We start from the raw sequence: 21,749 nt of genomic DNA, 5'->3' as shown, positions 1-21,749 counted from the left end.
CGACAATGGATGCGCAAATACGCTGCCACAACCGGGTGCTGTTATTGCTGGTTGTGCTGGGAGGGCTGGCGGCGTGGCTGCCGTTTATCAATTACGCACCGAACCGGCTGGTTTCCGGTGAAGGCCGCGCGCTATGGCAGCTTTTCTCGGTGCTGTGGCTGCTTGCGCCCGGGGTGCTGCTGGTGCTCTGTTTTGTTCCCGGGCGCGGTGCGCAGGTTGCCACGTTATTGCTGGCCGAGGCGCTGTTCTGCCTGCTGGTCTGGAGTGCGGGCAGGGCGGCTGCGGATCTGGCGCAAAGCGGTAGCACGCTGGCACGCACTTCGCCGGGCAGCGGCCTGTGGCTATGGCTGGCGTTAACATTACTTGCCTGTAGCGACGCCATTCGGCGTTTCGCCACCCATCCGGTATGGCGCTGGCTGCTCAATGCGCAGGTCTGGTGCTGGCCTCTCCTTTTACTGCTGAGCGGTAAGCTCGATAACCTCTCGCTGATGCACGAATACACCAATCGCCAGGAGGTGTTTAACGACGCGCTGGCGCAGCACCTGACGCTGCTGTTCGGCACGCTGTTACCCGCGCTGGTGATTGGTTTTGCCATCGGGCTGTGGTGTTATCGCCATTCGGCGCGCCAGGGGCCGGTGTTTACCGTGCTCAATGTTATCCAGACCATTCCTTCCGTGGCGCTGTTTGGCCTGCTGATTGCACCCCTTGCCGGGCTGGTGCAGCATTTTCCGTGGCTGGCGCGCCTCGGCGTTGCCGGAACCGGCATCACGCCTGCGCTTATCGCACTTATTCTCTATGCGCTATTACCGCTGGTGCGCGGTGTGGTCGCCGGGCTAAATCAGGTCTCGCCGGATGTGCTGGAGAGCGCCGAAGCGATGGGGATGAGCGCGCGCCAGCGATTCTGGCAGGTGCGCGTGCCGCTGGCCTTACCGCTGTTGCTGCGTAGCCTGCGGGTGGTCGCCGTGCAGACGGTGGGCATGGCGGTGATTGCTGCGCTGATTGGCGCAGGCGGTTTTGGCGCACTGGTTTTTCAGGGGCTACTGAGCAGCGCGCTGGATTTGGTCCTGCTGGGGGTTATCCCGGTTATCGGCCTGGCGGTGGTTATCGATGCCGTATTTGGTTTAGCCATCGCGCTGCTGAAGGTAAAACAACATGATTGAATTTAATAACGTCAGCAAAACCTTTGCCGGGCATCAGGCGGTCAGCCATCTTGATTTAGAGGTCAAAACCGGCGCGTTTTCGGTGCTGATTGGCACCTCCGGCTCCGGTAAATCCACCACGCTGAAGATGATCAACCGGCTGGTGGAACATGACGAAGGGACGATTACCTTTGCTGGTGAGGAGATTCGCCAGTTGCCGGTGCTCGAATTGCGCCGCCGCATGGGGTACGCCATCCAGTCGATTGGCCTGTTTCCGCACTGGACGGTGGCGCAGAACATTGCCACCGTGCTGCAACTGCAAAAGTGGTCGCGCGACAAACGTGACGCGCGGGTCGATGAACTGATGGCGCTGCTTGGGCTGGAGCCGGTGCTGCGCGATCGCTTTCCCCACCAGCTTTCCGGTGGGCAACAGCAGCGCGTCGGCGTGGCCCGCGCGCTGGCTGCCGACCCGGAAGTGTTATTAATGGATGAGCCCTTCGGCGCGCTCGATCCGGTCACGCGCAGCGCCCTGCAACAAGAGATGGTGCGTATTCATCGCCTGCTGGGTCGCACTATTGTGCTGGTGACCCATGATATTGACGAAGCGCTGCAACTGGCCGATCACCTGGTGTTGATGGACGGTGGCAAAGTGATTCAGCAAGGAACCCCGCTGGAGATGCTCACCGCGCCGCATAACGATTTTGTGCGCGAGTTCTTTGGCCGCAGCGAGCTGGGCGTGCGTTTGTTATCCCTGCGCCAGGTGAGCGAGTATCTGCGAAGCGATCGCGTCGAAGGCGGCGAACCGTTACAGGAAGAGATGTCCCTGCGCGAAGCGCTGTCGGCGTTTGTCGCCCAGCGCTGCGATGTTTTGCCGGTCACTAATGCCAGCGGGCAGCCCTGCGGTAGCCTGCATTTTCGTGATTTGTTACGCGTGGAGGCTGGCGGTGAAGATCCTGCGTGACCCGTTACTGTGGCTGATTGCCTTGTTTGTTGCGCTGCTGTTGTGGCTGCCGCACAGTGCGCCGTTATTCAGCGCGTTATTCCCGCAGTTGCCGCGCCCGGTCTATTTGCAGGAGAGCTTTCTTGCGCTGACGGTGGCCCATTTTTCTCTGGTGGCCCTCTCGAGTGTGATTGCGGTGGTGATTGGCATGGGTGTCGGAGTGGCGGTAACGCGCCAGGCCGGGCGGGAGTTTCGCCCGCTGGCAGAAACCATTGCCGCTGTCGGGCAGACGTTTCCGCCGGTGGCGGTGCTGGCGATTGCGGTTCCGGTGCTGGGTTTTGGTAAAGAACCGGCAATTATCGCACTGGTGCTCTACGGTGTGTTGCCAATTTTACAGGGGACGCTGGCGGGGATTGCCGCCGTACCGGAAAGCGTGCAGAGCGTGGCGCAGGGCATGGGCATGAGCGCCGGGCAGCGTCTGTGGAAAGTGGAATTACCGCTGGCCGCACCGGTCATCATCGCCGGCGTGCGTACCTCGGTGATTATCAACATTGGCACCGCGACCATTGCCTCCACGGTGGGAGCCAGTACGCTCGGTACGCCTATTATCATCGGGCTAAGCGGTTTTAATACCGCTTATATTGTGCAGGGCGCGGTGTTAGTGGCGCTGGCGGCGATCATCGTCGATCGCGGGTTTGAACGCCTGGCGGTACTGCTTAACCGACACCGCCACGCACAATAAATGAATATCCGGCGAGCATCACGCCGCTGATCCCGCCGATCGCCATCAGTAAGAAAATAGTGATGACGAGAATTTTACCAGGCTTCATCTCAGGCTCCTTTACAGTGAGGCGGCATTATAAAGGCAATCTCAGTTGTTAATAAAACATTAAATGCCGAGAAGCCAGACGTTATGCCCCGTCTCCTGCCAGGCCAGCAGCTGTTGCTGCTGCGTGGGGGAGGGCGTTTCGCCGCACCACACCAGCAATGTCTGACCAGCAAACATCTCCGGGCGAAACTGGGTTAGCGCATGCGCCAGGATGCCGACTTGCCAACCCTGTTGGCTGGCTATCCAGCCTTCAATCCACAGGCGGGTGGTGTCCTGAACATGCCAGCCGACCACCAGCGCCTCTCTGCCGGGCTTTTTACTTCGGGTGGCCGCAAGCCAGCCGGAGATATGGCTTATCAGTACGCCATCGAACAGGCCGAGCATCGCCAGAAGCGCAGGTTGTGGGGCTTGCAGCCGCTGGCGTAACGGATTGAGCAGATGGCTTGCCAGGGTTTTGGCCGGGTAATCGCGCGTCAGTTCGCTTAACCACTGCTGCACCAGGTGCAGGTTGCCCTGCTGTAAATAGTGCAGGGCAGTTTCTTGCTGCCTGCACCACGCGTCGCGACTATTTTCGCTGTCGTGCGCCAGTAAAGACTGGACTTTACTCACCGGCACGCCCGCCCCGACCCAGCGCTGGATCTCACGAATACGGTCAATATCTGCGTCGGTAAAAAGCCGGTGGCCGCCATCCGTGCGTTGAGGTGTGAGTAGCCCGTAACGTCGCTGCCAGGCCCGCAGCGTCACGGGATTGATATCGCATAACAATGCCACTTCACCAATAGTGTAAAGCGCCATGATTTCACCTTTGCTTCCCTGTACCCGTCTATAACTGTAGCCGCTACCCGTCCGCGCAGACGTGACTGAAGCCGATTTGCGCAAGTTGTGTGCGAATGGTTAATGACTCTGGCTGACTTTGTGACACAGAGCACGATTTTGTATTTTTTTGCAGCGCTTCAAAGAAACCCAGGGCGACTCCCTGTATGTTACGCGCTTTGGTTGATGTGGTATGGCGGGTATGTACGAGTTTAATTTGGTGTTGCTGCTGCTTCAGCAAATGTGCGTGTTTCTGGTGATCGCCTGGCTGATGAGCAAAACGCGCCTGTTTATTCCGCTGATTCAGGTGACCGTGCGCCTGCCGCACAAGCTGTTGTGCTACGTCACGTTCTCTATCTTCTGCGTTCTGGGCACCTATTTCGGCCTGCATATTGAAGACTCCATTGCTAACACCCGCGCCATTGGCGCGGTGATGGGCGGTTTGCTCGGCGGCCCGCTAGTGGGCGGGCTGGTCGGGCTGACTGGCGGGCTACACCGTTATTCGATGGGCGGCATGACGGCGCTGAGCTGTATGATCTCCACATTTGTCGAAGGGCTACTCGGCGGGCTGGTGCACAGCTTTTTGATTAAGCGCGGGCGCACCGATCGGGTATTTAACCCATTTACCGCCGGGGCGGTCACCTGCGTGGCGGAACTTATCCAGATGCTGATCATTCTTACGATTGCCCGCCCGTTCGACAGCGCCTTGCATTTGGTGCAGAGCATTGCCGCGCCGATGATGGTCACCAATACCGTGGGTGCGGCGCTGTTTATGCGCATCCTGCTTGATAAGCGCGCCATGTTTGAGAAGTACACTTCGGCGTTTTCCGCCACCGCGCTGAAAGTGGCGGCTTCCACCGAAGGATTTCTGCGCCAGGGCTTTAACGAAGAGAACAGCATGAAGGTGGCGCAGGTGCTCTATAAAGAGCTGGATATCGGCGCGGTGGCGATTACCGATCGCGAAAAGCTGCTGGCTTTTACCGGCACCGGGGACGATCACCATTTGCCGGGGCGGCCCATTTCGTCGGTCTGGACACAGCGCGCCATTGAAACCGGCGAAGTGGTGTACGCCGACGGCAATGAAGTGCCGTACCGCTGTTCGCTGCATCCGCAGTGCAAATTAGGCTCCACGCTGGTAATTCCGTTGCGCGGTGAAAATCAGCGCGTGGTCGGCACCATCAAGCTTTATGAGGCGAAAAACCGCCTGTTCAGCTCGATTAACCGCACGCTGGGCGAAGGGATTGCGCAACTGCTGTCGGCGCAAATTCTTGCCGGGCAGTACGAGCGCCAGAAAGCGCTGCTTACGCAATCGGAAATCAAACTCCTGCACGCGCAGGTGAACCCGCATTTCCTGTTTAACGCGCTCAATACCCTAAAAGCGGTGATCCGCCGCGACAGCGATCAGGCCGGGCTGCTGGTGCAGTATCTGTCGACTTTTTTCCGCAAAAATTTAAAGCGTCCGTCGGAAGTGGTGACCCTGGCCGACGAAATCGAGCATGTGAATGCCTATCTGCAAATTGAGCAGGCGCGTTTTCAGTCGCGCTTGCAGGTGCAACTGCATGTGCCAGATACGCTGGCACATTTACGATTGCCTGCGTTTACTCTGCAACCGATTGTCGAGAACGCCATTAAACATGGCACGTCGCAGCTACTTGGCGTCGGTGAAATCACCATTCACGCCAGCCAGCAAGACCAGCATCTGGTACTGGATATTGAAGACAACGCCGGGTTGTATCAGCCGAAAAGCGATGCCAGCGGGCTGGGCATGAGCCTGGTGGATAAGCGCCTGCGCGCGCGTTTCGGTGATGAGTGCGGCATCACCATTATTTGCGAGCCTGACCTGTTTACCCGCATTACCTTACGACTCCCGCTGGAGGAAGACGCATGTTAAAAGTGCTGATTGTTGATGACGAACCGCTGGCCCGGGAAAACCTGCGTATTCTGCTCCAGGAAGAGAGCGACATTGAGATTGTTGGCGAGTGCGGCAACGCCGTGGAAGCCATTGGCGCGGTGCATAAACTGCACCCGGATGTGCTGTTTCTGGATATCCAGATGCCGCGCATTAGCGGCCTGGAAATGGTGGGGATGCTCGACCCCGGCAACCGGCCTTATGTGGTGTTTCTTACCGCGTTTGATGAGTATGCCGTGCAGGCTTTTGAAGAGCACGCGTTCGACTATTTGCTGAAACCGATTGAAGCGCCGCGTCTGGAGAAAACCCTCAGTCGCCTGCGCCAGGAGCGCGGCGTGCAGGATGTGTCGCTGCTGCCGGAAAATCAGGACTCGCTGAAATTTATTCCCTGCACCGGCCACAGCCGTATCTGGCTGTTGCAGATGGATGAAGTGGCGTTTGTCAGTAGCCGTCTGAGCGGGGTGTACGTCACCAGCCAGGAAGGCAAAGAGGGTTTTACTGAGCTGACCCTGCGCACGCTGGAGAGCCGCACGCCACTGGTGCGCTGTCATCGCCAGTATCTGGTTAATATGGCGCACCTGAAAGAGATCCGTCTGGAAGATAACGGCCAGGCTGAACTGTTGCTGCGCGACGGGTTGACGGTGCCGGTGAGCCGCCGCTATCTGAAGAATTTAAAAGAGGCGTTAGGGTTGTAAATTCCTGCGTGATGCCTACACTGCGCGCTGGTTCCTCATTTCCTGGAAGAAAAATGCTTAATAACGATATCCTGCGCAGCCTGCGTTACACCTTACAGGCTGATAACACCGCCCTGGTGCGCATTCTGGCGCTGGCGGACACGGTGGTCACCACTGAACAGTTAGCCCCCTGGTTGCGTAAAGACGATGAAGAGGGTTATAAGCCGTGTCCGGATATTGTGTTATCCGCGTTTCTGAATGGCCTGATTTATGACAAGCGCGGCAAGGATGAGAGTGCGCCGCCGCTGGTTGCCGAGCGCAAGCTGAATAACAACATTGTGCTGAAGAAGTTGCGTATCGCCTTCTCATTAAAAACTGACGACATTCTGGCGATCCTCACCGAGCAGCAGTTTCGCATTTCGATGCCGGAAATCACCGCCATGATGCGCGCGCCGGAACATAAAAATTTCCGCGAGTGCGGCGACCAGGTGATGCGTTATTTTTTGCGTGGGTTAGCGGTGAGAATGCAGAAGCCGCAGAGCAAAACAGAGAATAACCAATCAGACAATAACTAATTAGGCACTAACTAATACACAAAGCATTCAAGCTGCATCGAGGCGGCAAGTCGGTGCAACCCCAGGAGCTTACTGAAGTAAGTGACTGGGGTTGCGCAGGCGCAGCCAACAAAGAGGCAGCTTGAAGGATGCCGTGTATTTACTGGACTTCCTTGAAGCCGCGCGCTTTCAGCAACTCCTCCGAGCGCGACATACTGATATTGCCATTCACCGTGCCGGTAAACTCCGAGCCCTGCAAATTATTCAACTGGGCGAAATCGACCTCGCTGTAATCCACATCCAGCGTCTCCTGCGCGTAGGTCTCTTCGTAATCCACGCTCTCTTTGATGCCTTTAATGCTCTGGTATCGCTTGCTGATCGGATCGAGAACCTTCATCGCTTCTTCTTTGTTCTTCGCGCCAATCGAGGAGTATTCGATTTTGTTCTTCGCCGTCTGGCGTAGCACTTTATCGTCTTTGTTGTAGTAATAGGTCAGCGTCACTTCCGTGCCCGCTTGTGACCAGGTAAAGGTCTTACTCTGCTCCTTTTCGCCACAGCCGACCAGGCCAACGAGTAAAGCGACAGAAAAGAGTGCTGCGATGAGTTTACTGAATTTCACGATAATCCCCTGTTTCCATGTGAAGTATTGATTTGGTGAATACCGTTTCAAGTATAGAAAAAGGCGCTGAATTCAGCGCCTTATTTTTTTATTTAACTTGCTGGCCTGCTTTCGCACCGCTGTCCGGGCTTAGCAGGAAGATATCTTGCCCGCCAGGACCGGCGGCCATCACCATCCCTTCAGAAACGCCAAAGCGCATTTTGCGCGGCGCAAGGTTGGCGACCATTACCGTCAGGCGGCCAATCAGCGCGCCCGGATCCGGGTAAGCAGAACGAATGCCGGAGAAGACATTGCGTTTTTCACCGTCCAGATCCAGCGTCAGGCGCAGCAACTTGTCGGAGCCTTCGACGAATTCCGCATTCTCAATCAGCGCCACGCGCAGATCGACTTTGGCGAAATCATCAAAGCTGATGGTCTCCTGAATCGGGTTCTCCGCCAGCTCGCCGGTCATGGGTACCGCAGCCGCTTTCACTTCCTCTTTTGACGCTTCAACCAGCGCGTCAACCTGTTTCATCTCAATGCGGCTGTACAACGCTTTGAAGGCGTTAACGTTATGGCCGAGCAGAGGCTGATTGATGGCATCCCATTCCAGCGTGGTGTTGAGGAACGCTTCTGCGCGTTCTGCCAGCGACGGCAGCACCGGTTTCAGGTAGGTCATTAATACGCGGAACAGGTTGATGCCCATCGAGCAGATCGCTTGCAGGTCGGCATCGCGGCCTTCCTGTTTTGCCACCACCCACGGAGCCTGCTCATCCACATAGCGGTTCGCCACATCGGCTAGCGCCATGATTTCGCGCACTGCTTTGCCAAACTCGCGGCTTTCCCACGCGTCACCAATGGTAGCTGCCGCGTCGGTAAAGGTTTTGTAGAGCGCCGGATCCGCCAGTTCAGCCGCCAGCACGCCGTCAAAACGTTTAGCAATAAAGCCCGCATTACGGGACGCGAGGTTAACCACTTTGTTGACGATATCGGCATTCACGCGCTGGACAAAATCTTCCAGATTGAGGTCGATATCATCAATGCGCGATGAGAGCTTGGCGGTGTAGTAGTAACGCAGGCTGTCGGCATCGAAATGGTTCAGCCAGGTGCTGGCTTTGATAAAGGTGCCGCGCGATTTGGACATCTTCGCGCCGTTCACCGTCACATAACCGTGCACGAACAGGTTGGTCGGCTTACGGAAACCGCTGCCTTCCAGCATCGCCGGCCAGAACAGGCTGTGGAAGTAGACAATATCTTTGCCGATAAAGTGATACAGCTCGGCGTCGGAATCTTTCTTCCAGTACTCATCAAAGCTGGTGACATCGCCGCGTTTGTCGCACAGGTTTTTGAATGATCCCATGTAGCCAATCGGCGCATCCAGCCAGACGTAGAAATATTTACCCGGCGCGCCAGGAATTTCGAAGCCGAAGTACGGCGCATCGCGGGAGATATCCCACTGCTGCAAACCGGATTCGAACCACTCCTGCATTTTATTCGCGACCTGCTCCTGCAACGCACCGCTGCGCGTCCACGCTTGCAGCATTTCGCTAAACGAGGGCAGGTCGAAGAAGAAGTGTTCAGAGTCACGCATCACCGGCGTGGCACCGGAAACCACCGATTTCGGCTCGATAAGCTCGGTCGGGCTGTAAGTCGCGCCGCACACTTCGCAGTTATCGCCATACTGATCCGGTGATTTACATTTCGGGCAGGTGCCTTTTACAAAACGATCCGGCAGGAACATGCCTTTTTCCGGGTCATAAAGCTGGGAGATGGTGCGGTTTTTAATAAAACCGTTCTCTTTCAGGCGCGTGTAGATAAGCTCCGACAGCGCGCGGTTCTCGTCGCTGTGCGTGGAGTGATAGTTATCGTAGCTGATGTCAAAGCCAGCAAAATCGGTCTGATGTTCCTGACTCATTTCGCCAATCATCTGCTCCGGGGAGATCCCCAGTTGCTGCGCTTTCAGCATAATCGGCGTGCCGTGAGCATCGTCCGCGCAGATGAAATTGACCTGGTGGCCGCGCATTCGCTGGTAACGGACCCAGACATCAGCCTGGATGTGCTCCAGCATATGGCCGAGGTGGATGGAGCCGTTGGCGTACGGCAGCGCGCACGTTACCAGAATTTTCTTCGCGACTTGAGTCATAGTAGGAATTACATCTTCTTGAGAAAAAGGGGTATCGATAGTACCAAAAGGGCAATTAATGCGCCAAGCGATAAGGGCATTTATCCATAAATGAATAATAGTTATCAGTGCGGTAAACTTGGCCGCTACAATGTCGTTTTCCTTACAACTACAAAGGAGTCGGGATGAGTTCGCAATCCCAGGCCAAATCCCCGGAAGCCTTACGGGCAATCGTCACCGGGACGCTGGCTGATTTTCAACACCCAACCCTCAAGCACAATCTCACGGCGCTGAAAGCCGTGCATCATGTCGCCTGGTTGGATGACACCCTGCATATTGAATTAGTGATGCCTTTCGTCTGGGCAAGCGCCTTCGAGGAGTTAAAAGCGCAGTGTAGCGCCGAGCTGCTGCGTTTGACCGGTGCGCGCGCCATCGACTGGAAGCTGTCGCACAACATCGCCACCCTGAAACGCGTGAAGAACCAGCCTGGCGTGAACGGCGTGAAAAACATTATTGCCGTCAGTTCCGGCAAAGGCGGCGTGGGGAAATCCTCTACTGCCGTTAACCTGGCGCTGGCACTGGCTGCTGAAGGGGCGAAAGTCGGTATTCTGGATGCCGATATTTATGGCCCGTCGATCCCGCTGATGCTCGGTGCGGAAAATGAGCGCCCGACCTCGCCGGACGGTACGCATATGGCGCCGATTATGGCGCACGGCCTGGCGACCAACTCGATTGGTTATCTGGTCACCGATGAGAACGCCATGGTGTGGCGCGGCCCGATGGCCAGCAAAGCGCTGCTGCAACTGTTGCAGGAATCCATATGGCCGGATCTCGATTATCTGGTGCTCGATATGCCGCCAGGCACCGGCGATATTCAGCTCACGCTGGCGCAGAACATTCCGGTAACCGGCGCGCTGGTAGTGACCACGCCACAGGACATTGCGCTGATCGACGCCAAAAAAGGCATCGTGATGTTCGAGAAAGTGGAAGTGCCGGTGCTCGGGATTGTCGAGAACATGAGCATGCATGTTTGCAGCAATTGCGGCCATCATGAGCCGATTTTCGGCACCGGCGGCGCAGAGAAGCTGGCTGAGCAGTATCACACGCAGTTGCTGGGGCAGATGCCGCTGCATATTTCCCTGCGTGAAGATCTGGATAAAGGCACGCCGACGGTAGTTAGCCGCCCGGATAGCGAGTTCACCGCGATTTACCGCAACCTGGCGGATCGCGTTGCAGCGCAGCTTTACTGGCAGGGTGAAATCATCCCCGGTGAGATCGCGTTTCGCGCGGTGTGATTAAACGCGCCGGATGGTATTAACTGCCATCCGGCGAAAAACGCATTTCAATACAGTCACTTCAATACACTCATTTCAACACATAATGCAACAGCAAATAATCCCCCTGCGGCGACACGCCCTGCGCTTCAACCTGCCAGCCGTGGTGTTGATAAAACGCCAGCGCCGGTTTATTAAGCAGCAGACATTTCAGCGCTCCGGTGTGGGTAAATGTCGTCTGTACATGTTTCAGTAACGCACTGCCAACGCCTTTGCCCTGAAAGGCCGGGTCGACAAACAAATTATGCAGGAAATTATCGTTTTCAGAGACCGAGGCGAACCCCATGCGATGCCCATTTTCCTCCGCAACCCAGATGGTTTCCCCCAGGGTTGTGGCATCAAAATCTTCCAGACGCCAGTCGCTGCTATCGAGCCAGGACCAGGCGTTTTTGCGAGCATGCAAATAAAGGGTGCGTAAAAACGGCCTGTCACTTTCCTGCCAGCGGCGGATAATCACAGGCGCTCCTCTTAGCGGTGGTAAAAGATATCGCCATTATAGGCTTTGAGAATTTTGCCTTCGGCATCGGTGATCAATACATAGTTGCCACCCATATACGTCCAGTGGCTACCGGCATCCGGCGCGGGCAGGTTGCGCAATTTCCACTGTTTGATGTTGTACTCGTCGCTGCGGTACATCTCCGGTACCGTGTCGCCAATGGTGAATTTGGTAAAGTCGGCGACAAACTCTTTCACTTCGTAAGATTGCTCTCCGGTCGCGTTCGGTGTTGCAGTTTGCGGGGCAGCAAAAGCCGATGAGGCTGTTGCCAACAGCGCGCCCAGAAGCATCATTTTTGTTTTACGCATACTTCTCTCCAGGTTGTTCTTATACATTTCACGCAGTTGTATAAATAGCACGACATCATTGCCGTTAACGGACAGTGGAGCAACCACCAAAAAATAACGCTTTGGTAAAAAGTGTAAGCAAACCCAGGGCAAAGCAGGATAAGCGGATAACGATTTTCGCGATCCGCTTGTTACGTTTGGGAGTAATCCTGGCAAGGAATCAGCCAGCAAAGCCTTCCAGGACAATTTTGCCGACCGCCCGCTGGCTCTCGATCAGCGCATGGGCTTTGCGCAAATTAGCGGCATTGATTGCGCCGTAGTGCTCGCCAAGGGTGGTTTTCAGCACGCCACTGTCAATCAACTGCGCCACGCGCGTCAGCAGATGGTGCTGCTCAATCATATCGTTCGTGGAAAACATCGAGCGGGTAAACATAAATTCCCAGTGCAGAGAGATGCTTTTCGCTTTGAGCGGCACGGCATCAAGGCTCGCCGGGTCGTCAATCAGCGCTAACTTGCCCTGTGGTTGCAGTGCGTTAATCAACTGCTGATAGTGCTGCCCGGTATTCGTCAGGCTGGCGACATGCGTCACTTGCTTGATGCCGATACGCGCTAACTCTTCGGTCAGCGGTTTGCTGTGGTCAATTACATGATGCGCGCCGCGATCTTTTACCCACTGCTGGCTGGCCGGGCGGGATGCGGTGCCGATGACGGTCAGATGTGTAAGCTGGCGCGCCAGTTGGGTCATGATTGAACCCACGCCGCCCGCTGCGCCGACAATCAGCAGCACATCGCCGTCGTTGCCCTTTTCCTGCACGCCCAGGCGGTCAAACAACATCTCCCAGGCGGTAATGGCGGTTAAGGGCAGGGCGGCAGCGGCGGCGTTATCGAGCGAGGCTGGTTTTCGCGCCACAATGCGCTCATCCACCAGTTGAAACTCGCTGTTGCTGCCTGGTCGCGTCAGGGCACCGGCATACCAGACTTCATCCCCCGGCTGAAACAGCGTTACCGCCTCGCCGACCTCTTTCACCACGCCAACCGCGTCCCAGCCGAGCACGCGCGGGCTATCGGCATTAAAACCGGCACGCACTTTGGTGTCCACCGGGTTGACGGAAACGGCTTTTACTGCCACCAACAGATCGTGGCCGCTGGCCTGCGGCTGGGGCAGTTCGATATCGGTGAGGTAATCCAGATTGCTGCCGCCAGTGGCAGCGCGGGTAATGGCGATTGCTTTCATAAAGGCTCCGTTTTGCATGGTTTGCGTTGATACCGGTAAGGGTAGTCAACGCAGGGCGTGCGAAAAACCAGTGAAAGTGGGCAGGACTTATCTTTGAAAAGTGAAAATGGCGGATGGTCGGCAACCTGAACGTATTCTGATAATGGCCCAGCATGTTGTTGTAGATACTTGTTCGCGTATTGTCCGGCAGTGGCTTCGTCCGTAATCTCTGGGCGCATTTGATGCTTCGACCTAAATAAGCCAGGAGAGAGCGGTGTCTAAAAAGAAAGGAAGTGGTGTGGCTTCAATGCCGCATGATGCCATGTTCAAGCAGTTTCTGACGTCCCCGGATATTGCCCGGGATTTCATGGAACTGCATCTACCGGAAAGGCTGCTTGCCATTTGCGATTTGAGTACGCTAAAGCTGGAGTCGGGCTGTTTTGTCGATGAAAGCTTGCGCCATTTATACAGTGATGTGCTCTATAGCCTGAAAACAACGCGTGGTGAAGGGTACATTCAAGTACTGATTGAGCATCAGTCTACGCCAGACAGTGAAATGGCTTTTCGTTTAATTCGCTATGCGCTCGCCGCGATGCAGCGGCATTTGGATGCGGGCCACGAAAAGCTGCCGCTGGTAATACCAATGTTGTTTTACACCGGTAAACGTAGCCCTTATCCCTATTCGACTAACTGGCTTGATATGTTTAATGATCCTTCTACAGCGCAAACGCTCTACAGTAGCCATTTTCCGTTAGTTGATGTGACGATGATCCCTGATGATGAAATCATGAACCACCGCAGTATGGCGGCACTGACCCTGCTGCAAAAACACATTCAGCAAAGAGATATGAGCGATTTGCTGGACAGGCTGACCGAGATTCTGTTGGCTGAGTACATAACGGGACATCAATTGGTTTCGTTGATAAACTACCTGGTACATGCTGGTGAAGCGTCAGATGCCGAAGGTTTTGTACGTCAACTGGCACATCGGATACCGCAATATGAGGACGAACTGATGACCATCGCGCAACAGCTTGAACAAAAAGGGATTAAACAGGGCCTGGAACAAGGACTCGAACAAGGACTCGAACAAGGCCGTCAGCAGGAGGCATTGAAAATCGCCCGTACCATGTTGCAAAACGGGCTTGATCACCAAACGGTGATGAAGATGACAGGGCTTTCCGACGCCGAAGTGGCACAAATTCATCATTGATTTCACGCACTGATGAGCGGGCTTTACAGAGCCATTAGGTGACAAAGCGCGTTTACAACGCTTCTGGCTGGCATTATCCTGAACGCCAGTCAATAAAATGCTTATCACAACTTATTGATTTTGAATGACTCGGGGTGCCCTTCTTTGTGAAGGCTGAGAAATACCCGTACCACCTGATCTGGATAATGCCAGCGTAGTTATCCAAGTTTAGTATTAACTATCATGAGCTTACATTTCTTTTTGTCCGTGTGTAATGAACCTAAGATACAAAAAGAGCGTAATCATGAGGTACAAAACCCTTCCATACACCTTTCAACGAAACGGTAACTACTACCTACAGATCCGGCTTTCGAATGGTCGGATGTATAAAAAATCACTACTCACTGACAGCTATCGTGAAGCCTCTGCTTTGATGGTTGGTGTTGCTCCGCACATTCCGTTTGTTAAATCGTTAGCCATCACAATCCCGATGTTTGATGCTTTTGTTTCAACCCTGCTCATGTCAGAACGTAGGTCTGTAAAAGTTCCACTGTTATCCCACAAGCCGGTAATTGTTCCTGCTACATTCGAGGAGCCAGCGGCACAAGCCGAACCGCAAAACGTGCTAACTCTTTCTGATGCTTGGGCTATGTACAAAGCGGAGAAGGGTAAAACTTGGACACAATCAATCTCAAGGGCGAATGAGCGTTACATGGAAGTCTTGATGGTTGTCTTGGGAGAGACAACAGACGTAGCGGCGATTACTAAGCAGGATATTAAGCAGGTGATAGAAGTTGTTGAAAATTTGCCTAAGCGTGTTGTCCAGCCGTATCGCTCAATGAACATCCAGCAACTGATTGAATGTGATGATGTACCACCGAATGAGTTAGTAGGGGCTGAAGCCATTCATAAGCATCTAAAAATCTACAAATCGCTTTTCAAGACCTTTCTCACAGAAAACAAAGATATTTTGATGAAATCTCCAACTGATGGTGTAGTGGCTGCACCATCTAAAGCAAGGTTCGGTGCATACAGTTCGGCGGAGATGAAGAAGTTTGTAGGGTGGGCACTTAAGCAGCCTGATGGCTGGCAGAAGTGGATAACATTGTTGCTGGCATACACAGGAGCCAGAAGGGGAGAAATTGCCAAACTGGAAAAGTCACAAATCAAATATGATGAGGATAGCCAGCGGTATTATTTTCTGATTGCAGAAGGAGGGCAGGGGAAAACAGAAAATGCCACTCGACAAGTAGCGATCCACCCTAAGTTGATCGAATGGGGGTTCATGGAATACGTTGGTCGCCAGTGGAAAGAGCGGATTTTTTCAGAAGTGGCAGGTACGAACATGACAAAGATTGGCAAAGAATTTGCGGATGTCCGTGATCAGCTTGGCATTCCGTACTTAGATGACTTTGGACAGCGGAGGCTGCTGCATAGCATTCGTCACTCTGTTTGCTCTGCCGCAATGGCTGGGTGGGTAAAGAACATATTGCATCTGCAACAAATAGTAGGACATGAAAAGAGTGGTGGGATCACTAAACGTTATTTGCATACGTTTCCGCTAACATCAGTTAGCTATGTGATTGATGGTATTTGTTGGATTTAAAATTGATAACTTCCGAATGCCTTTTTTAAATGATAAGTTGTTTTTATGGTAAATTTTATTCCACATGAACATGTTTCATGTGGAGTGTAAGGGGAAAAGTCATTTTTTGGAGTCATATAACTTCAATAATGTTTATTTCATCACAAAGAACACCTCTTAGTTTCTGCAACTTAGACCAAATCTTTGAAGGTTCATCTTTACAGCTCATATATATAATGTCATCGCTCACTTCATAGTTGTTCGATGCGTTACGTAACTTGCTTTCTAATTCAGTTAATTTATTAATAGCTGTGGATAGATCCCATATAGAATTACGAATTTCATCATTCATATATACAGTGTAATTCAACATGAAATTACTGATCTCTTTTTTTATTTTAATGTAAGAGCTGATCATTGCTCTTTCAAGCCACTCACCACTGTCATCGTAAAATTCATGATGCTCAGGTAAGTTGAAGGAATCGATAAACTGTAATGTTGGTTTTATCAATAATTTTCTTTCTTTTAAATTTTCTTCAATAATTTTGAAAGTAATTTGTTGTTTAATTTCATTCTCTTTGCTTTTTTTGTTAATGTACTGACTTATAATAGTTACTATGCCTGTGAGCAAAGCACCACCAATGGTACCGCCAACAGTAATCAATTGAGTGGTGATTAAATCTGTAGCCATTATTCCCTCTGTTATTTCTTGTTAAAAATTAATGTTTTTTCAAAAGCTCTTTTGTATTCAATAAAATTTAGCATCATCTCCATATATCATTACACCTTCAACTCCATAATTAGCGGATAATACACCCAGTCGTTTTGTTTTTTTATTCCATCCAGGGTGGACTGTATCGATTATAGTTTTAACATGGTGTAATATATTTTCATCAAGACAAAGTAAAATATAAGATATGAAATTTTGCACATGTTGATAATCACATAACAATTTTTCAAATTCTATCCCTCGAATTGAGGCTTTATAAGTATCGAATTCAATGTCTCTGAAGTTTTCAAACAATGGTGTTCTATATTCGAAATAAAGAAAGTCAAAAGAATAGTTCATAGGATTAATATTCCCATGTAGAACTTCATTCCTTTTATTCATTATCGAATGAAAAGCCTTACACGCCTCAACTCCATTATAATCTATAGGCTGATAAAATCCTATGCAGTTAATATGTAAAGAACTAACGCGTTCATTAATTCTCATTCGTAGAACTTTATTATAAAGATCTACGTCGTTTTTAATTTCTGGCTTAGCCAGAATGAAAATTAAAAAGTTTACAAAAGACTCAGCATATACAGGAAGCAACATGCTTATTGATAAACCTAACGAAGTAGCTTCTACATATTTCTCTCCTATCTGTTCGGCATTTTTTTGCCATTGCTCGAGATCTTCTCTTGTTGCTTTCATTCTTGGGTCTGATATATTGTTTGGTTTAATGCTACTAATATTTAAATCTTCAAGTTTGGTTAGTTGATTTTCTATAACTTGTTTTAATCGCTTGAAAGGATTAATAAAAACCAACCATGGCTCTAAATGTTTTCTAAATTCAGAAAGTTGACGACCATAGTATTTGAAATCATTACGGATCTGATCAATAAATAATTGCTTGGCTTCAGATTCATTTTCGAAAGATATCTCTTTCATAATTTCAATATAGTAATTTTTACAAATTAAATTAATCCTATATCCTTTGTAATCAAAAGTATAATCCCAGTGAATTAAGTTATCTGAATCATGTTTGTTTTTTAAAACTGTAAATAATCCATTTGGGGCACCAAATCTTACATTAAAGTAACAGTAAAAATCGACTGCACGTATATTTTCTTTCAGGATCCAAATTGATTTAGATAGTTCTCTTCTTTTTTTTTGTAATACTTCATCTGCTAATTGCTTTGTAGGGACAATTTTTAGCATGCTTATGTCAATGTTATTCATGATATATTCCAGAGTTAAATAAGCTACACACCTTAAAACACAATTATATAAGAGTCGCCGCCATTCATCTATTAAATAAATCATAATTTTTGATGAGAGTGTTTATTTGCAGCCTGTGTTAGAAGTCATACCATACAAGTGTACATCTTGTTTATACGAAAAGTGATTATGATTGTAGTGATTTAGCATCCTTAATCGCTACACATCGAATCTCCCTTCAAACCTGATTAAACGTAGCGATCTGCCTTGATTTTTCATCGCTACACCTTACAATAAAACGCAACATACAAATCGAAACAATGTAGAGATTTTTGACATGGCACACGTCGCTTATATCCGCGTATCCAGCTTGCAACAAAACAGCGATCGACAATTAGCAGATACGGGGATCAGCTTTGAGAAAGTATTCACTGAGAAAGTAAGTGCGAAAGATACCAATCGTGAAGCGTTCTTAACGATGATGGAGTACTTACGTGAGGGGGATACTTTACACGTGCATGACATCAGCCGCCTCGCCCGTAATACAGCCGACCTTCTCTCAATCGTAGGTGCATTGACTAAACGAGGTGTAGCGATCCAGTTTCATAAAGAAGGTATTAAAACGGGCGACAGCTCCCCTACAGGTAATCTTGTTTTAACGCTACTCGGGGGAATAGCTCAAATGGAACGTGAGCAAATGCTACTCAGGCAACGTGAAGGTTATGAAGCGGCTAAAGCCGCTGGACGTATTGCCGGACGTGGGAATAGCAGGAACATTCCTCGCAGTAAAATAGTGGCAGCATTAGCTTCTGGTGGCAGTGTCCGCTCTGTGGCTTCTGAATTCGGTGTAAGTACTAACACCATTAGCCGAATCAAGAAAGAAATGAACTGTGCAACGCCTTAAGTTAAAATAAGAAAATGATTTCTTTCACACAAACAGAAAAGGCTTTACATGAGCTAATGCACATATACTTTGACACTGAGACAGAAGATTATCTCATGTTCGGCGTTTTGCTGTGTGAATGGAGCGATGAAAGTACTTCAAGAATTATTAATAGCGGTTTTCCACCAGCCCTGACACATCGTTGGCAATAAAAAAGGTAGCCTACGCTACCTTTTAACATCAACCACCAAGATTTGTACTATTCCTTAGTCGATATAGATCTAATGTTTTATCGCGGATGATATTCATTTTGCTTTCAGCCGCAATCAAACTCCAGATAGTACCTTCTTCCTTTTGGTAAAATTTCTCAATTCCATTATTATATGAATCTCTGTATTTTATCCACTGCCTTTGTGAATCTCTTAGGGCAGCACGCACATTTTCAGGCTGATCTTTCATTAGCAGTTTGTACTGATTCCCAAGCTCAATATCCCACGCTGTAGTAGCTTTAATATAGCAATTCTGTGAGTCAATAGTGCTAACAGCATCCAACTTGCATTTTTGTAATGTACTATCAATATTTTGCTTAAGTTCCTCACCAGAAGCCGATAAACAAAATAGTAAACTTGCACTTATAACCACCACTTTGTAATACATAGAAATAAGCCTATTTTAGTTATCAATTTGTACTGTAACACGGTGATCTATCTCTTTAAGATGAGCTACACCACATTTTTCTAATTGAGAACGTGCAGAATCGATGTCATTCTTGGTTCTTTGAATTTCGGGATCGGTAGTAGGACTTCTCCCGCCAGCAAAAGGAGATGTTCCGCTTTGCGTCAAGGCATCCGAAGTTTGATTCCAGTACTCAATGGCTTGCTCAGATGCTGCATTAGCAGCTAACAGTCGATTGAATTCATGTGAGCATGACTTCTTTTGAACAGCAATGTAATCATCGACCCAAACACCATATTGCTTGTAGATATTTTCAGCTACTAAGTACTTACCACTGCTCTTGTCCAGACTATTAATCTTACTCTCAATATAAGATCTATTCTTTTGTTCTAATGCAGCAGCAGCGGCTTGTTCATCAGCTAATTTTTGTTCTTCTTCTTCCTTACTTCTGAACTCTATCCACTTATCTCTATCGAAAATTCCTTTTTCTTTTGCTTTAGAAAATTGTTCTTCTTTCGTGAAGCCGAGATTCTTTCCTTGCACATTCATCATGTATACATTAGCTTGGCCCGCGATCAGTAATAAAAAAACAAGAATAATTGGTAGCAAATAATTATTGAAGAACTTTGGTAGTTTCTGGGTTAATACGGGATAGTTATCTTTAATAGATGGAATGGCTATAACTGACCACCATAGTGAAATGACTATAACCATAGACCAAAATGCTAAAGTAACTAATGCGAGTAATACAGTTAAAAATGACATTCCTGGCTCGCTGAATGTACGGAAATAATCATAAAATATAAATGCCATGACTAATCCAAATGCCATATAAACAAAAAACTGTACTTTCTTCATTTTTATTGTTCCTTTTTATTTTAAAACCCGCTTGATATTCCCTTGAGAGTCAACTTCTACTCTGACGATTTTTCTACATGCACTGCAAGAACCTACACCTGTGCCACTACTTTTAATTCCGGTGTTAACAGTCGTAGTACTTCCACAATGCGGACAAGTCACTGTATATGTCGCATAAGCCACAATTCATTCCTCCTTATTGTTGTAACGTTCAGGCCAGATTTCTTCTCGATTCACGCCTATATAATCGGCAATGATCTGCTCACCTTTTGGCCAATGTCTCTCAAGGGCGTTGTATAGCGTTCGCTCATGTAAGCCGTTATCACGGGACAGCTTAGCCAGTGTACTGCCCTTTTTGCGTATAGCAGCCAGTACATCGGCTCTATGCCAGTTTCGAGTGCTGGCATTTAATTCCTTTTTTTGAGATCCTGTTTGTTTATGATTCTTCATTACGATCACTCATTACTTAATCATGAATATGATTGATCATTAAAATGAACAAGTCAAATCGAATTAGGAATAGTATTCCTTAAGTTGAATGGCGATAGAATGAGCGATAAAAAGCAGAGCATCAAAGAGTTCAGTGAACGCTTAAAGCACATCATAACAGCACTTGGAACGTCAGGCAGGGAGTTCGCGGCACGTGCAGGTATTGGTTATAGTACCTTACACAACTATCTACATGCTGTATCAAGCCCTACTCTTGATAACTTGGTTCTACTCGCTAAAGCAGGAAATGTATCTGTTGAGTGGCTTGCTACAGGACAGCAAAGTCATAAAAACTCTGACTCAGCAGTTATAGCTGTACCTTTTATTGATCGGAGCAGTGATGTACTAAAACTGGATGCCCAGTTGCTTGCGAAGAAGAAATTGCGTTCTCTTTACGCGATCAGGATCAGCACTGACGTTATGCACCCTACCTTTTTACCGGGGGCTGTTCTGCTGATTGATACTAACGATACCAAATTAACTGATAACAAACTTGTGGTAATGCTACAGAACGGTAATTATCTTTTCAAGAGAGTACAGGTGCTTTTGGATGGGATTTGTTTACTTAATGATAATAATCTTTATCCCTCAATCACAGTTCCAAATGATGAAATAAACAATATAAATGTTGTTGGAACCGTTATAATGATAATTAATTGTGTGAATTAGAAATATAGTGATAATGTTAAGGTGATACCAAATGTGATCATTCAAATACTAAATTTATAATTATTAGACATGATCTTTTTGCTAAAAATCTGATGTTGGCTGATAACGGTTAGCAAAAAATTAGGTAAGTTAAAAACAATATGATTTTTCAAGAAAAAATTTTTTCCGTTTCAAATCATGAAGTGACAACCAAGTAAGATATGCAGTTAAGGATTTATTATGAAATAAAATCCATTCGATATCCTTTCATATTATATAATTACCTTAATTGTTAAAATGATCTATCTGGCCTTATAGGAAGGAACTATATAGGATTAGACTTTTATATAGAGCAAGTTACCTCCTGATAGATATTATTGATGGGGGTATTTCAATTAGCATTGAATCAATTTACTGCTGTATCTTGAACTATTAGACTCAGGCACTGATGGTTTGAGCTATCTGGACTTAAGGCATTGTATACACAGAGCCGCGACGATGATGATTGGTTTTGTTATCCGGTGTGCTTTCATTCTGAAAGGTATATCAAATACTTGAAAGTTATTGTAGGATGAATATTCTTG

At 49.2% G+C, this 21,749-nt stretch carries 23 protein-coding genes and 1 riboswitch; of the genes, 11 read left to right on the top strand and 12 right to left on the bottom strand.

Going from position 1 to position 21,749, the window contains the following annotated elements; translation table 11 throughout:
* The first annotated feature begins 5 nt into the window (after window positions 1-5).
* Genes Q5705_04080 through Q5705_04070 form a run of 3 tightly spaced genes read left to right on the top strand, consistent with a single transcriptional unit; the run spans window position 6 to window position 2,821 of the window.
* Window positions 6-1,160 carry an ABC transporter permease gene (locus tag Q5705_04080; GenBank protein ID WLI77747.1) on the top strand — a complete coding sequence of 385 codons (1,155 nt, stop codon included), beginning with the start codon at window positions 6-8 and terminating at the stop codon, window positions 1,158-1,160.
* Complete coding sequence (locus tag Q5705_04075) at window positions 1,153-2,100, top strand: ABC transporter ATP-binding protein (protein ID WLI77746.1); 948 nt, start codon at window positions 1,153-1,155, stop codon at window positions 2,098-2,100. The genes Q5705_04080 and Q5705_04075 overlap by 8 nt, the downstream gene beginning before the upstream one ends.
* Window positions 2,084-2,821, top strand: a complete 738-nt coding sequence (locus Q5705_04070) for an ABC transporter permease (GenBank protein WLI77745.1) — start codon at window positions 2,084-2,086, stop codon at window positions 2,819-2,821. The genes Q5705_04075 and Q5705_04070 overlap by 17 nt, the downstream gene beginning before the upstream one ends.
* Here the strand turns inward: Q5705_04070 and Q5705_04065 are convergent.
* Together Q5705_04065 and Q5705_04060 are read right to left on the bottom strand one after the other, a co-directional pair.
* Window positions 2,796-2,909, bottom strand: a complete 114-nt coding sequence (locus Q5705_04065) for a protein YohO (GenBank protein ID WLI77744.1) — start codon at window positions 2,907-2,909, stop codon at window positions 2,796-2,798. The genes Q5705_04070 and Q5705_04065 overlap by 26 nt on opposite strands.
* Before the next feature lie 59 nt (window positions 2,910-2,968).
* On the bottom strand, window positions 2,969-3,703 hold the full coding sequence (locus Q5705_04060) for a MerR family transcriptional regulator (protein ID WLI77743.1): 735 nt from the start codon (window positions 3,701-3,703) through the stop codon (window positions 2,969-2,971).
* Between the two features lie 220 nt (window positions 3,704-3,923).
* On the opposite strand from Q5705_04060, the gene Q5705_04055 reads away from it, so the two are divergent.
* From Q5705_04055 to Q5705_04045, 3 genes are read left to right on the top strand one after another with little or no spacing between them, the layout of a single operon-like run.
* Window positions 3,924-5,612 carry a sensor histidine kinase gene (locus Q5705_04055; protein WLI77742.1) on the top strand — a complete coding sequence of 563 codons (1,689 nt, stop codon included), beginning with the start codon at window positions 3,924-3,926 and terminating at the stop codon, window positions 5,610-5,612.
* On the top strand, window positions 5,606-6,325 hold the full coding sequence (btsR, locus tag Q5705_04050) for a two-component system response regulator BtsR (GenBank protein WLI77741.1): 720 nt from the start codon (window positions 5,606-5,608) through the stop codon (window positions 6,323-6,325). Before Q5705_04055 ends, btsR begins: the two co-directional genes overlap by 7 nt.
* Before the next feature lie 53 nt (window positions 6,326-6,378).
* A complete protein-coding gene (locus tag Q5705_04045) occupies window positions 6,379-6,879 on the top strand; it encodes a DUF1456 family protein (protein ID WLI77740.1) in 501 nt (166 codons plus the stop codon).
* Window positions 6,880-7,018: 139 nt separating this feature from the next.
* Here Q5705_04045 and Q5705_04040 read toward each other — a convergent pair whose 3' ends face one another.
* Together Q5705_04040 and metG are read right to left on the bottom strand one after the other, a co-directional pair.
* Complete coding sequence (locus tag Q5705_04040) at window positions 7,019-7,477, bottom strand: YehR family lipoprotein (GenBank protein ID WLI77739.1); 459 nt, start codon at window positions 7,475-7,477, stop codon at window positions 7,019-7,021.
* An 88-nt stretch (window positions 7,478-7,565) separates the two neighbouring features.
* On the bottom strand, window positions 7,566-9,599 hold the full coding sequence (gene metG / locus Q5705_04035; GenBank protein ID WLI77738.1) for a methionine--tRNA ligase: 2,034 nt from the start codon (window positions 9,597-9,599) through the stop codon (window positions 7,566-7,568).
* A gap of 164 nt (window positions 9,600-9,763) precedes the next feature.
* Between metG and apbC the strand changes: the two genes are divergently transcribed.
* Complete coding sequence (gene apbC, locus Q5705_04030) at window positions 9,764-10,873, top strand: iron-sulfur cluster carrier protein ApbC (protein ID WLI77737.1); 1,110 nt, start codon at window positions 9,764-9,766, stop codon at window positions 10,871-10,873.
* Between the two features lie 70 nt (window positions 10,874-10,943).
* Here apbC and Q5705_04025 read toward each other — a convergent pair whose 3' ends face one another.
* From Q5705_04025 to Q5705_04015, 3 genes are all read right to left on the bottom strand, one after another.
* Entirely contained in the window at window positions 10,944-11,369 is a 426-nt protein-coding gene (locus Q5705_04025) for a GNAT family N-acetyltransferase (protein WLI77736.1), read from the bottom strand.
* Between the two features lie 11 nt (window positions 11,370-11,380).
* Complete coding sequence (locus Q5705_04020; GenBank protein ID WLI77735.1) at window positions 11,381-11,716, bottom strand: RcnB family protein; 336 nt, start codon at window positions 11,714-11,716, stop codon at window positions 11,381-11,383.
* Between the two features lie 199 nt (window positions 11,717-11,915).
* The gene (locus tag Q5705_04015; GenBank protein ID WLI77734.1) at window positions 11,916-12,929 is read right to left on the bottom strand and encodes a zinc-binding alcohol dehydrogenase family protein; all 1,014 of its coding nucleotides are present in this window, start codon (window positions 12,927-12,929) and stop codon (window positions 11,916-11,918) included.
* Between the two features lie 286 nt (window positions 12,930-13,215).
* Between Q5705_04015 and Q5705_04010 the strand changes: the two genes are divergently transcribed.
* Both Q5705_04010 and Q5705_04005 read left to right on the top strand, forming a co-directional pair.
* Window positions 13,216-14,121, top strand: a complete 906-nt coding sequence (locus Q5705_04010) for an Rpn family recombination-promoting nuclease/putative transposase (protein WLI78962.1) — start codon at window positions 13,216-13,218, stop codon at window positions 14,119-14,121.
* 120 nt (window positions 14,122-14,241) lie between these two features.
* Window positions 14,242-14,342: riboswitch (TPP riboswitch) on the top strand.
* A gap of 62 nt (window positions 14,343-14,404) precedes the next feature.
* Window positions 14,405-15,706: a tyrosine-type recombinase/integrase gene (locus tag Q5705_04005; protein ID WLI77733.1), complete on the top strand. Its 1,302-nt coding sequence runs from the start codon at window positions 14,405-14,407 to the stop codon at window positions 15,704-15,706.
* A gap of 112 nt (window positions 15,707-15,818) precedes the next feature.
* On the opposite strand, the gene Q5705_04000 is transcribed toward Q5705_04005, so the two are convergent.
* Entirely contained in the window at window positions 15,819-16,376 is a 558-nt protein-coding gene (locus tag Q5705_04000; GenBank protein WLI77732.1) for a hypothetical protein, read from the bottom strand.
* Between the two features lie 57 nt (window positions 16,377-16,433).
* Window positions 16,434-17,633 carry a hypothetical protein gene (locus Q5705_03995; protein WLI77731.1) on the bottom strand — a complete coding sequence of 400 codons (1,200 nt, stop codon included), beginning with the start codon at window positions 17,631-17,633 and terminating at the stop codon, window positions 16,434-16,436.
* Window positions 17,634-17,949: 316 nt separating this feature from the next.
* On the opposite strand from Q5705_03995, the gene Q5705_03990 reads away from it, so the two are divergent.
* Window positions 17,950-18,516, top strand: coding sequence for a recombinase family protein (locus Q5705_03990; protein ID WLI77730.1), 567 nt, complete (start codon window positions 17,950-17,952; stop codon window positions 18,514-18,516).
* 219 nt (window positions 18,517-18,735) lie between these two features.
* Here Q5705_03990 and Q5705_03985 read toward each other — a convergent pair whose 3' ends face one another.
* From Q5705_03985 to Q5705_03975, 3 genes are all read right to left on the bottom strand, one after another.
* Window positions 18,736-19,152 carry a lysozyme inhibitor LprI family protein gene (locus Q5705_03985; protein ID WLI77729.1) on the bottom strand — a complete coding sequence of 139 codons (417 nt, stop codon included), beginning with the start codon at window positions 19,150-19,152 and terminating at the stop codon, window positions 18,736-18,738.
* 15 nt (window positions 19,153-19,167) lie between these two features.
* On the bottom strand, window positions 19,168-20,028 hold the full coding sequence (locus Q5705_03980; GenBank protein ID WLI77728.1) for a hypothetical protein: 861 nt from the start codon (window positions 20,026-20,028) through the stop codon (window positions 19,168-19,170).
* Window positions 20,029-20,214: 186 nt separating this feature from the next.
* Window positions 20,215-20,478 carry a helix-turn-helix transcriptional regulator gene (locus tag Q5705_03975; GenBank protein WLI77727.1) on the bottom strand — a complete coding sequence of 88 codons (264 nt, stop codon included), beginning with the start codon at window positions 20,476-20,478 and terminating at the stop codon, window positions 20,215-20,217.
* A gap of 99 nt (window positions 20,479-20,577) precedes the next feature.
* Between Q5705_03975 and Q5705_03970 the strand changes: the two genes are divergently transcribed.
* The gene (locus Q5705_03970; GenBank protein ID WLI77726.1) at window positions 20,578-21,186 is read left to right on the top strand and encodes a LexA family transcriptional regulator; all 609 of its coding nucleotides are present in this window, start codon (window positions 20,578-20,580) and stop codon (window positions 21,184-21,186) included.
* The last annotated feature ends 563 nt before the right edge of the window (window positions 21,187-21,749 follow it).

It is taken from the genome of Kosakonia sp. H02, assembly GCA_030704225.1.
Taxonomy (GTDB): Bacteria; Pseudomonadota; Gammaproteobacteria; order Enterobacterales; family Enterobacteriaceae; genus Kosakonia.
This window is presented reverse-complemented; position numbering and strand designations above follow the sequence as displayed.

What these genes read in the sequence shown, in the direction of transcription:
- Q5705_04080 (WLI77747.1), top strand. Translation starts at nt 6, where the DNA reads ATGGATGCGCAAATACGCTGCCACAACCGGGTGCTGTTATTGCTGGTT.
- Q5705_04075 (WLI77746.1), top strand. Translation starts at nt 1,153, where the DNA reads ATGATTGAATTTAATAACGTCAGCAAAACCTTTGCCGGGCATCAGGCG.
- Q5705_04065 (WLI77744.1), bottom strand. Translation starts at nt 2,909, where the DNA reads ATGAAGCCTGGTAAAATTCTCGTCATCACTATTTTCTTACTGATGGCG.
- Q5705_04060 (WLI77743.1), bottom strand. Translation starts at nt 3,703, where the DNA reads ATGGCGCTTTACACTATTGGTGAAGTGGCATTGTTATGCGATATCAAT.
- Q5705_04055 (WLI77742.1), top strand. Translation starts at nt 3,924, where the DNA reads ATGTACGAGTTTAATTTGGTGTTGCTGCTGCTTCAGCAAATGTGCGTG.
- btsR (WLI77741.1), top strand. Translation starts at nt 5,606, where the DNA reads ATGTTAAAAGTGCTGATTGTTGATGACGAACCGCTGGCCCGGGAAAAC.
- Q5705_04045 (WLI77740.1), top strand. Translation starts at nt 6,379, where the DNA reads ATGCTTAATAACGATATCCTGCGCAGCCTGCGTTACACCTTACAGGCT.
- metG (WLI77738.1), bottom strand. Translation starts at nt 9,599, where the DNA reads ATGACTCAAGTCGCGAAGAAAATTCTGGTAACGTGCGCGCTGCCGTAC.
- apbC (WLI77737.1), top strand. Translation starts at nt 9,764, where the DNA reads ATGAGTTCGCAATCCCAGGCCAAATCCCCGGAAGCCTTACGGGCAATC.
- Q5705_04020 (WLI77735.1), bottom strand. Translation starts at nt 11,716, where the DNA reads ATGCGTAAAACAAAAATGATGCTTCTGGGCGCGCTGTTGGCAACAGCC.
- Q5705_04015 (WLI77734.1), bottom strand. Translation starts at nt 12,929, where the DNA reads ATGAAAGCAATCGCCATTACCCGCGCTGCCACTGGCGGCAGCAATCTG.
- Q5705_04010 (WLI78962.1), top strand. Translation starts at nt 13,216, where the DNA reads ATGCCGCATGATGCCATGTTCAAGCAGTTTCTGACGTCCCCGGATATT.
- Q5705_04005 (WLI77733.1), top strand. Translation starts at nt 14,405, where the DNA reads ATGAGGTACAAAACCCTTCCATACACCTTTCAACGAAACGGTAACTAC.
- Q5705_04000 (WLI77732.1), bottom strand. Translation starts at nt 16,376, where the DNA reads ATGGCTACAGATTTAATCACCACTCAATTGATTACTGTTGGCGGTACC.
- Q5705_03995 (WLI77731.1), bottom strand. Translation starts at nt 17,633, where the DNA reads ATGAATAACATTGACATAAGCATGCTAAAAATTGTCCCTACAAAGCAA.
- Q5705_03990 (WLI77730.1), top strand. Translation starts at nt 17,950, where the DNA reads ATGGCACACGTCGCTTATATCCGCGTATCCAGCTTGCAACAAAACAGC.
- Q5705_03985 (WLI77729.1), bottom strand. Translation starts at nt 19,152, where the DNA reads ATGTATTACAAAGTGGTGGTTATAAGTGCAAGTTTACTATTTTGTTTA.
- Q5705_03980 (WLI77728.1), bottom strand. Translation starts at nt 20,028, where the DNA reads ATGAAGAAAGTACAGTTTTTTGTTTATATGGCATTTGGATTAGTCATG.
- Q5705_03975 (WLI77727.1), bottom strand. Translation starts at nt 20,478, where the DNA reads ATGAAGAATCATAAACAAACAGGATCTCAAAAAAAGGAATTAAATGCC.
- Q5705_03970 (WLI77726.1), top strand. Translation starts at nt 20,578, where the DNA reads ATGAGCGATAAAAAGCAGAGCATCAAAGAGTTCAGTGAACGCTTAAAG.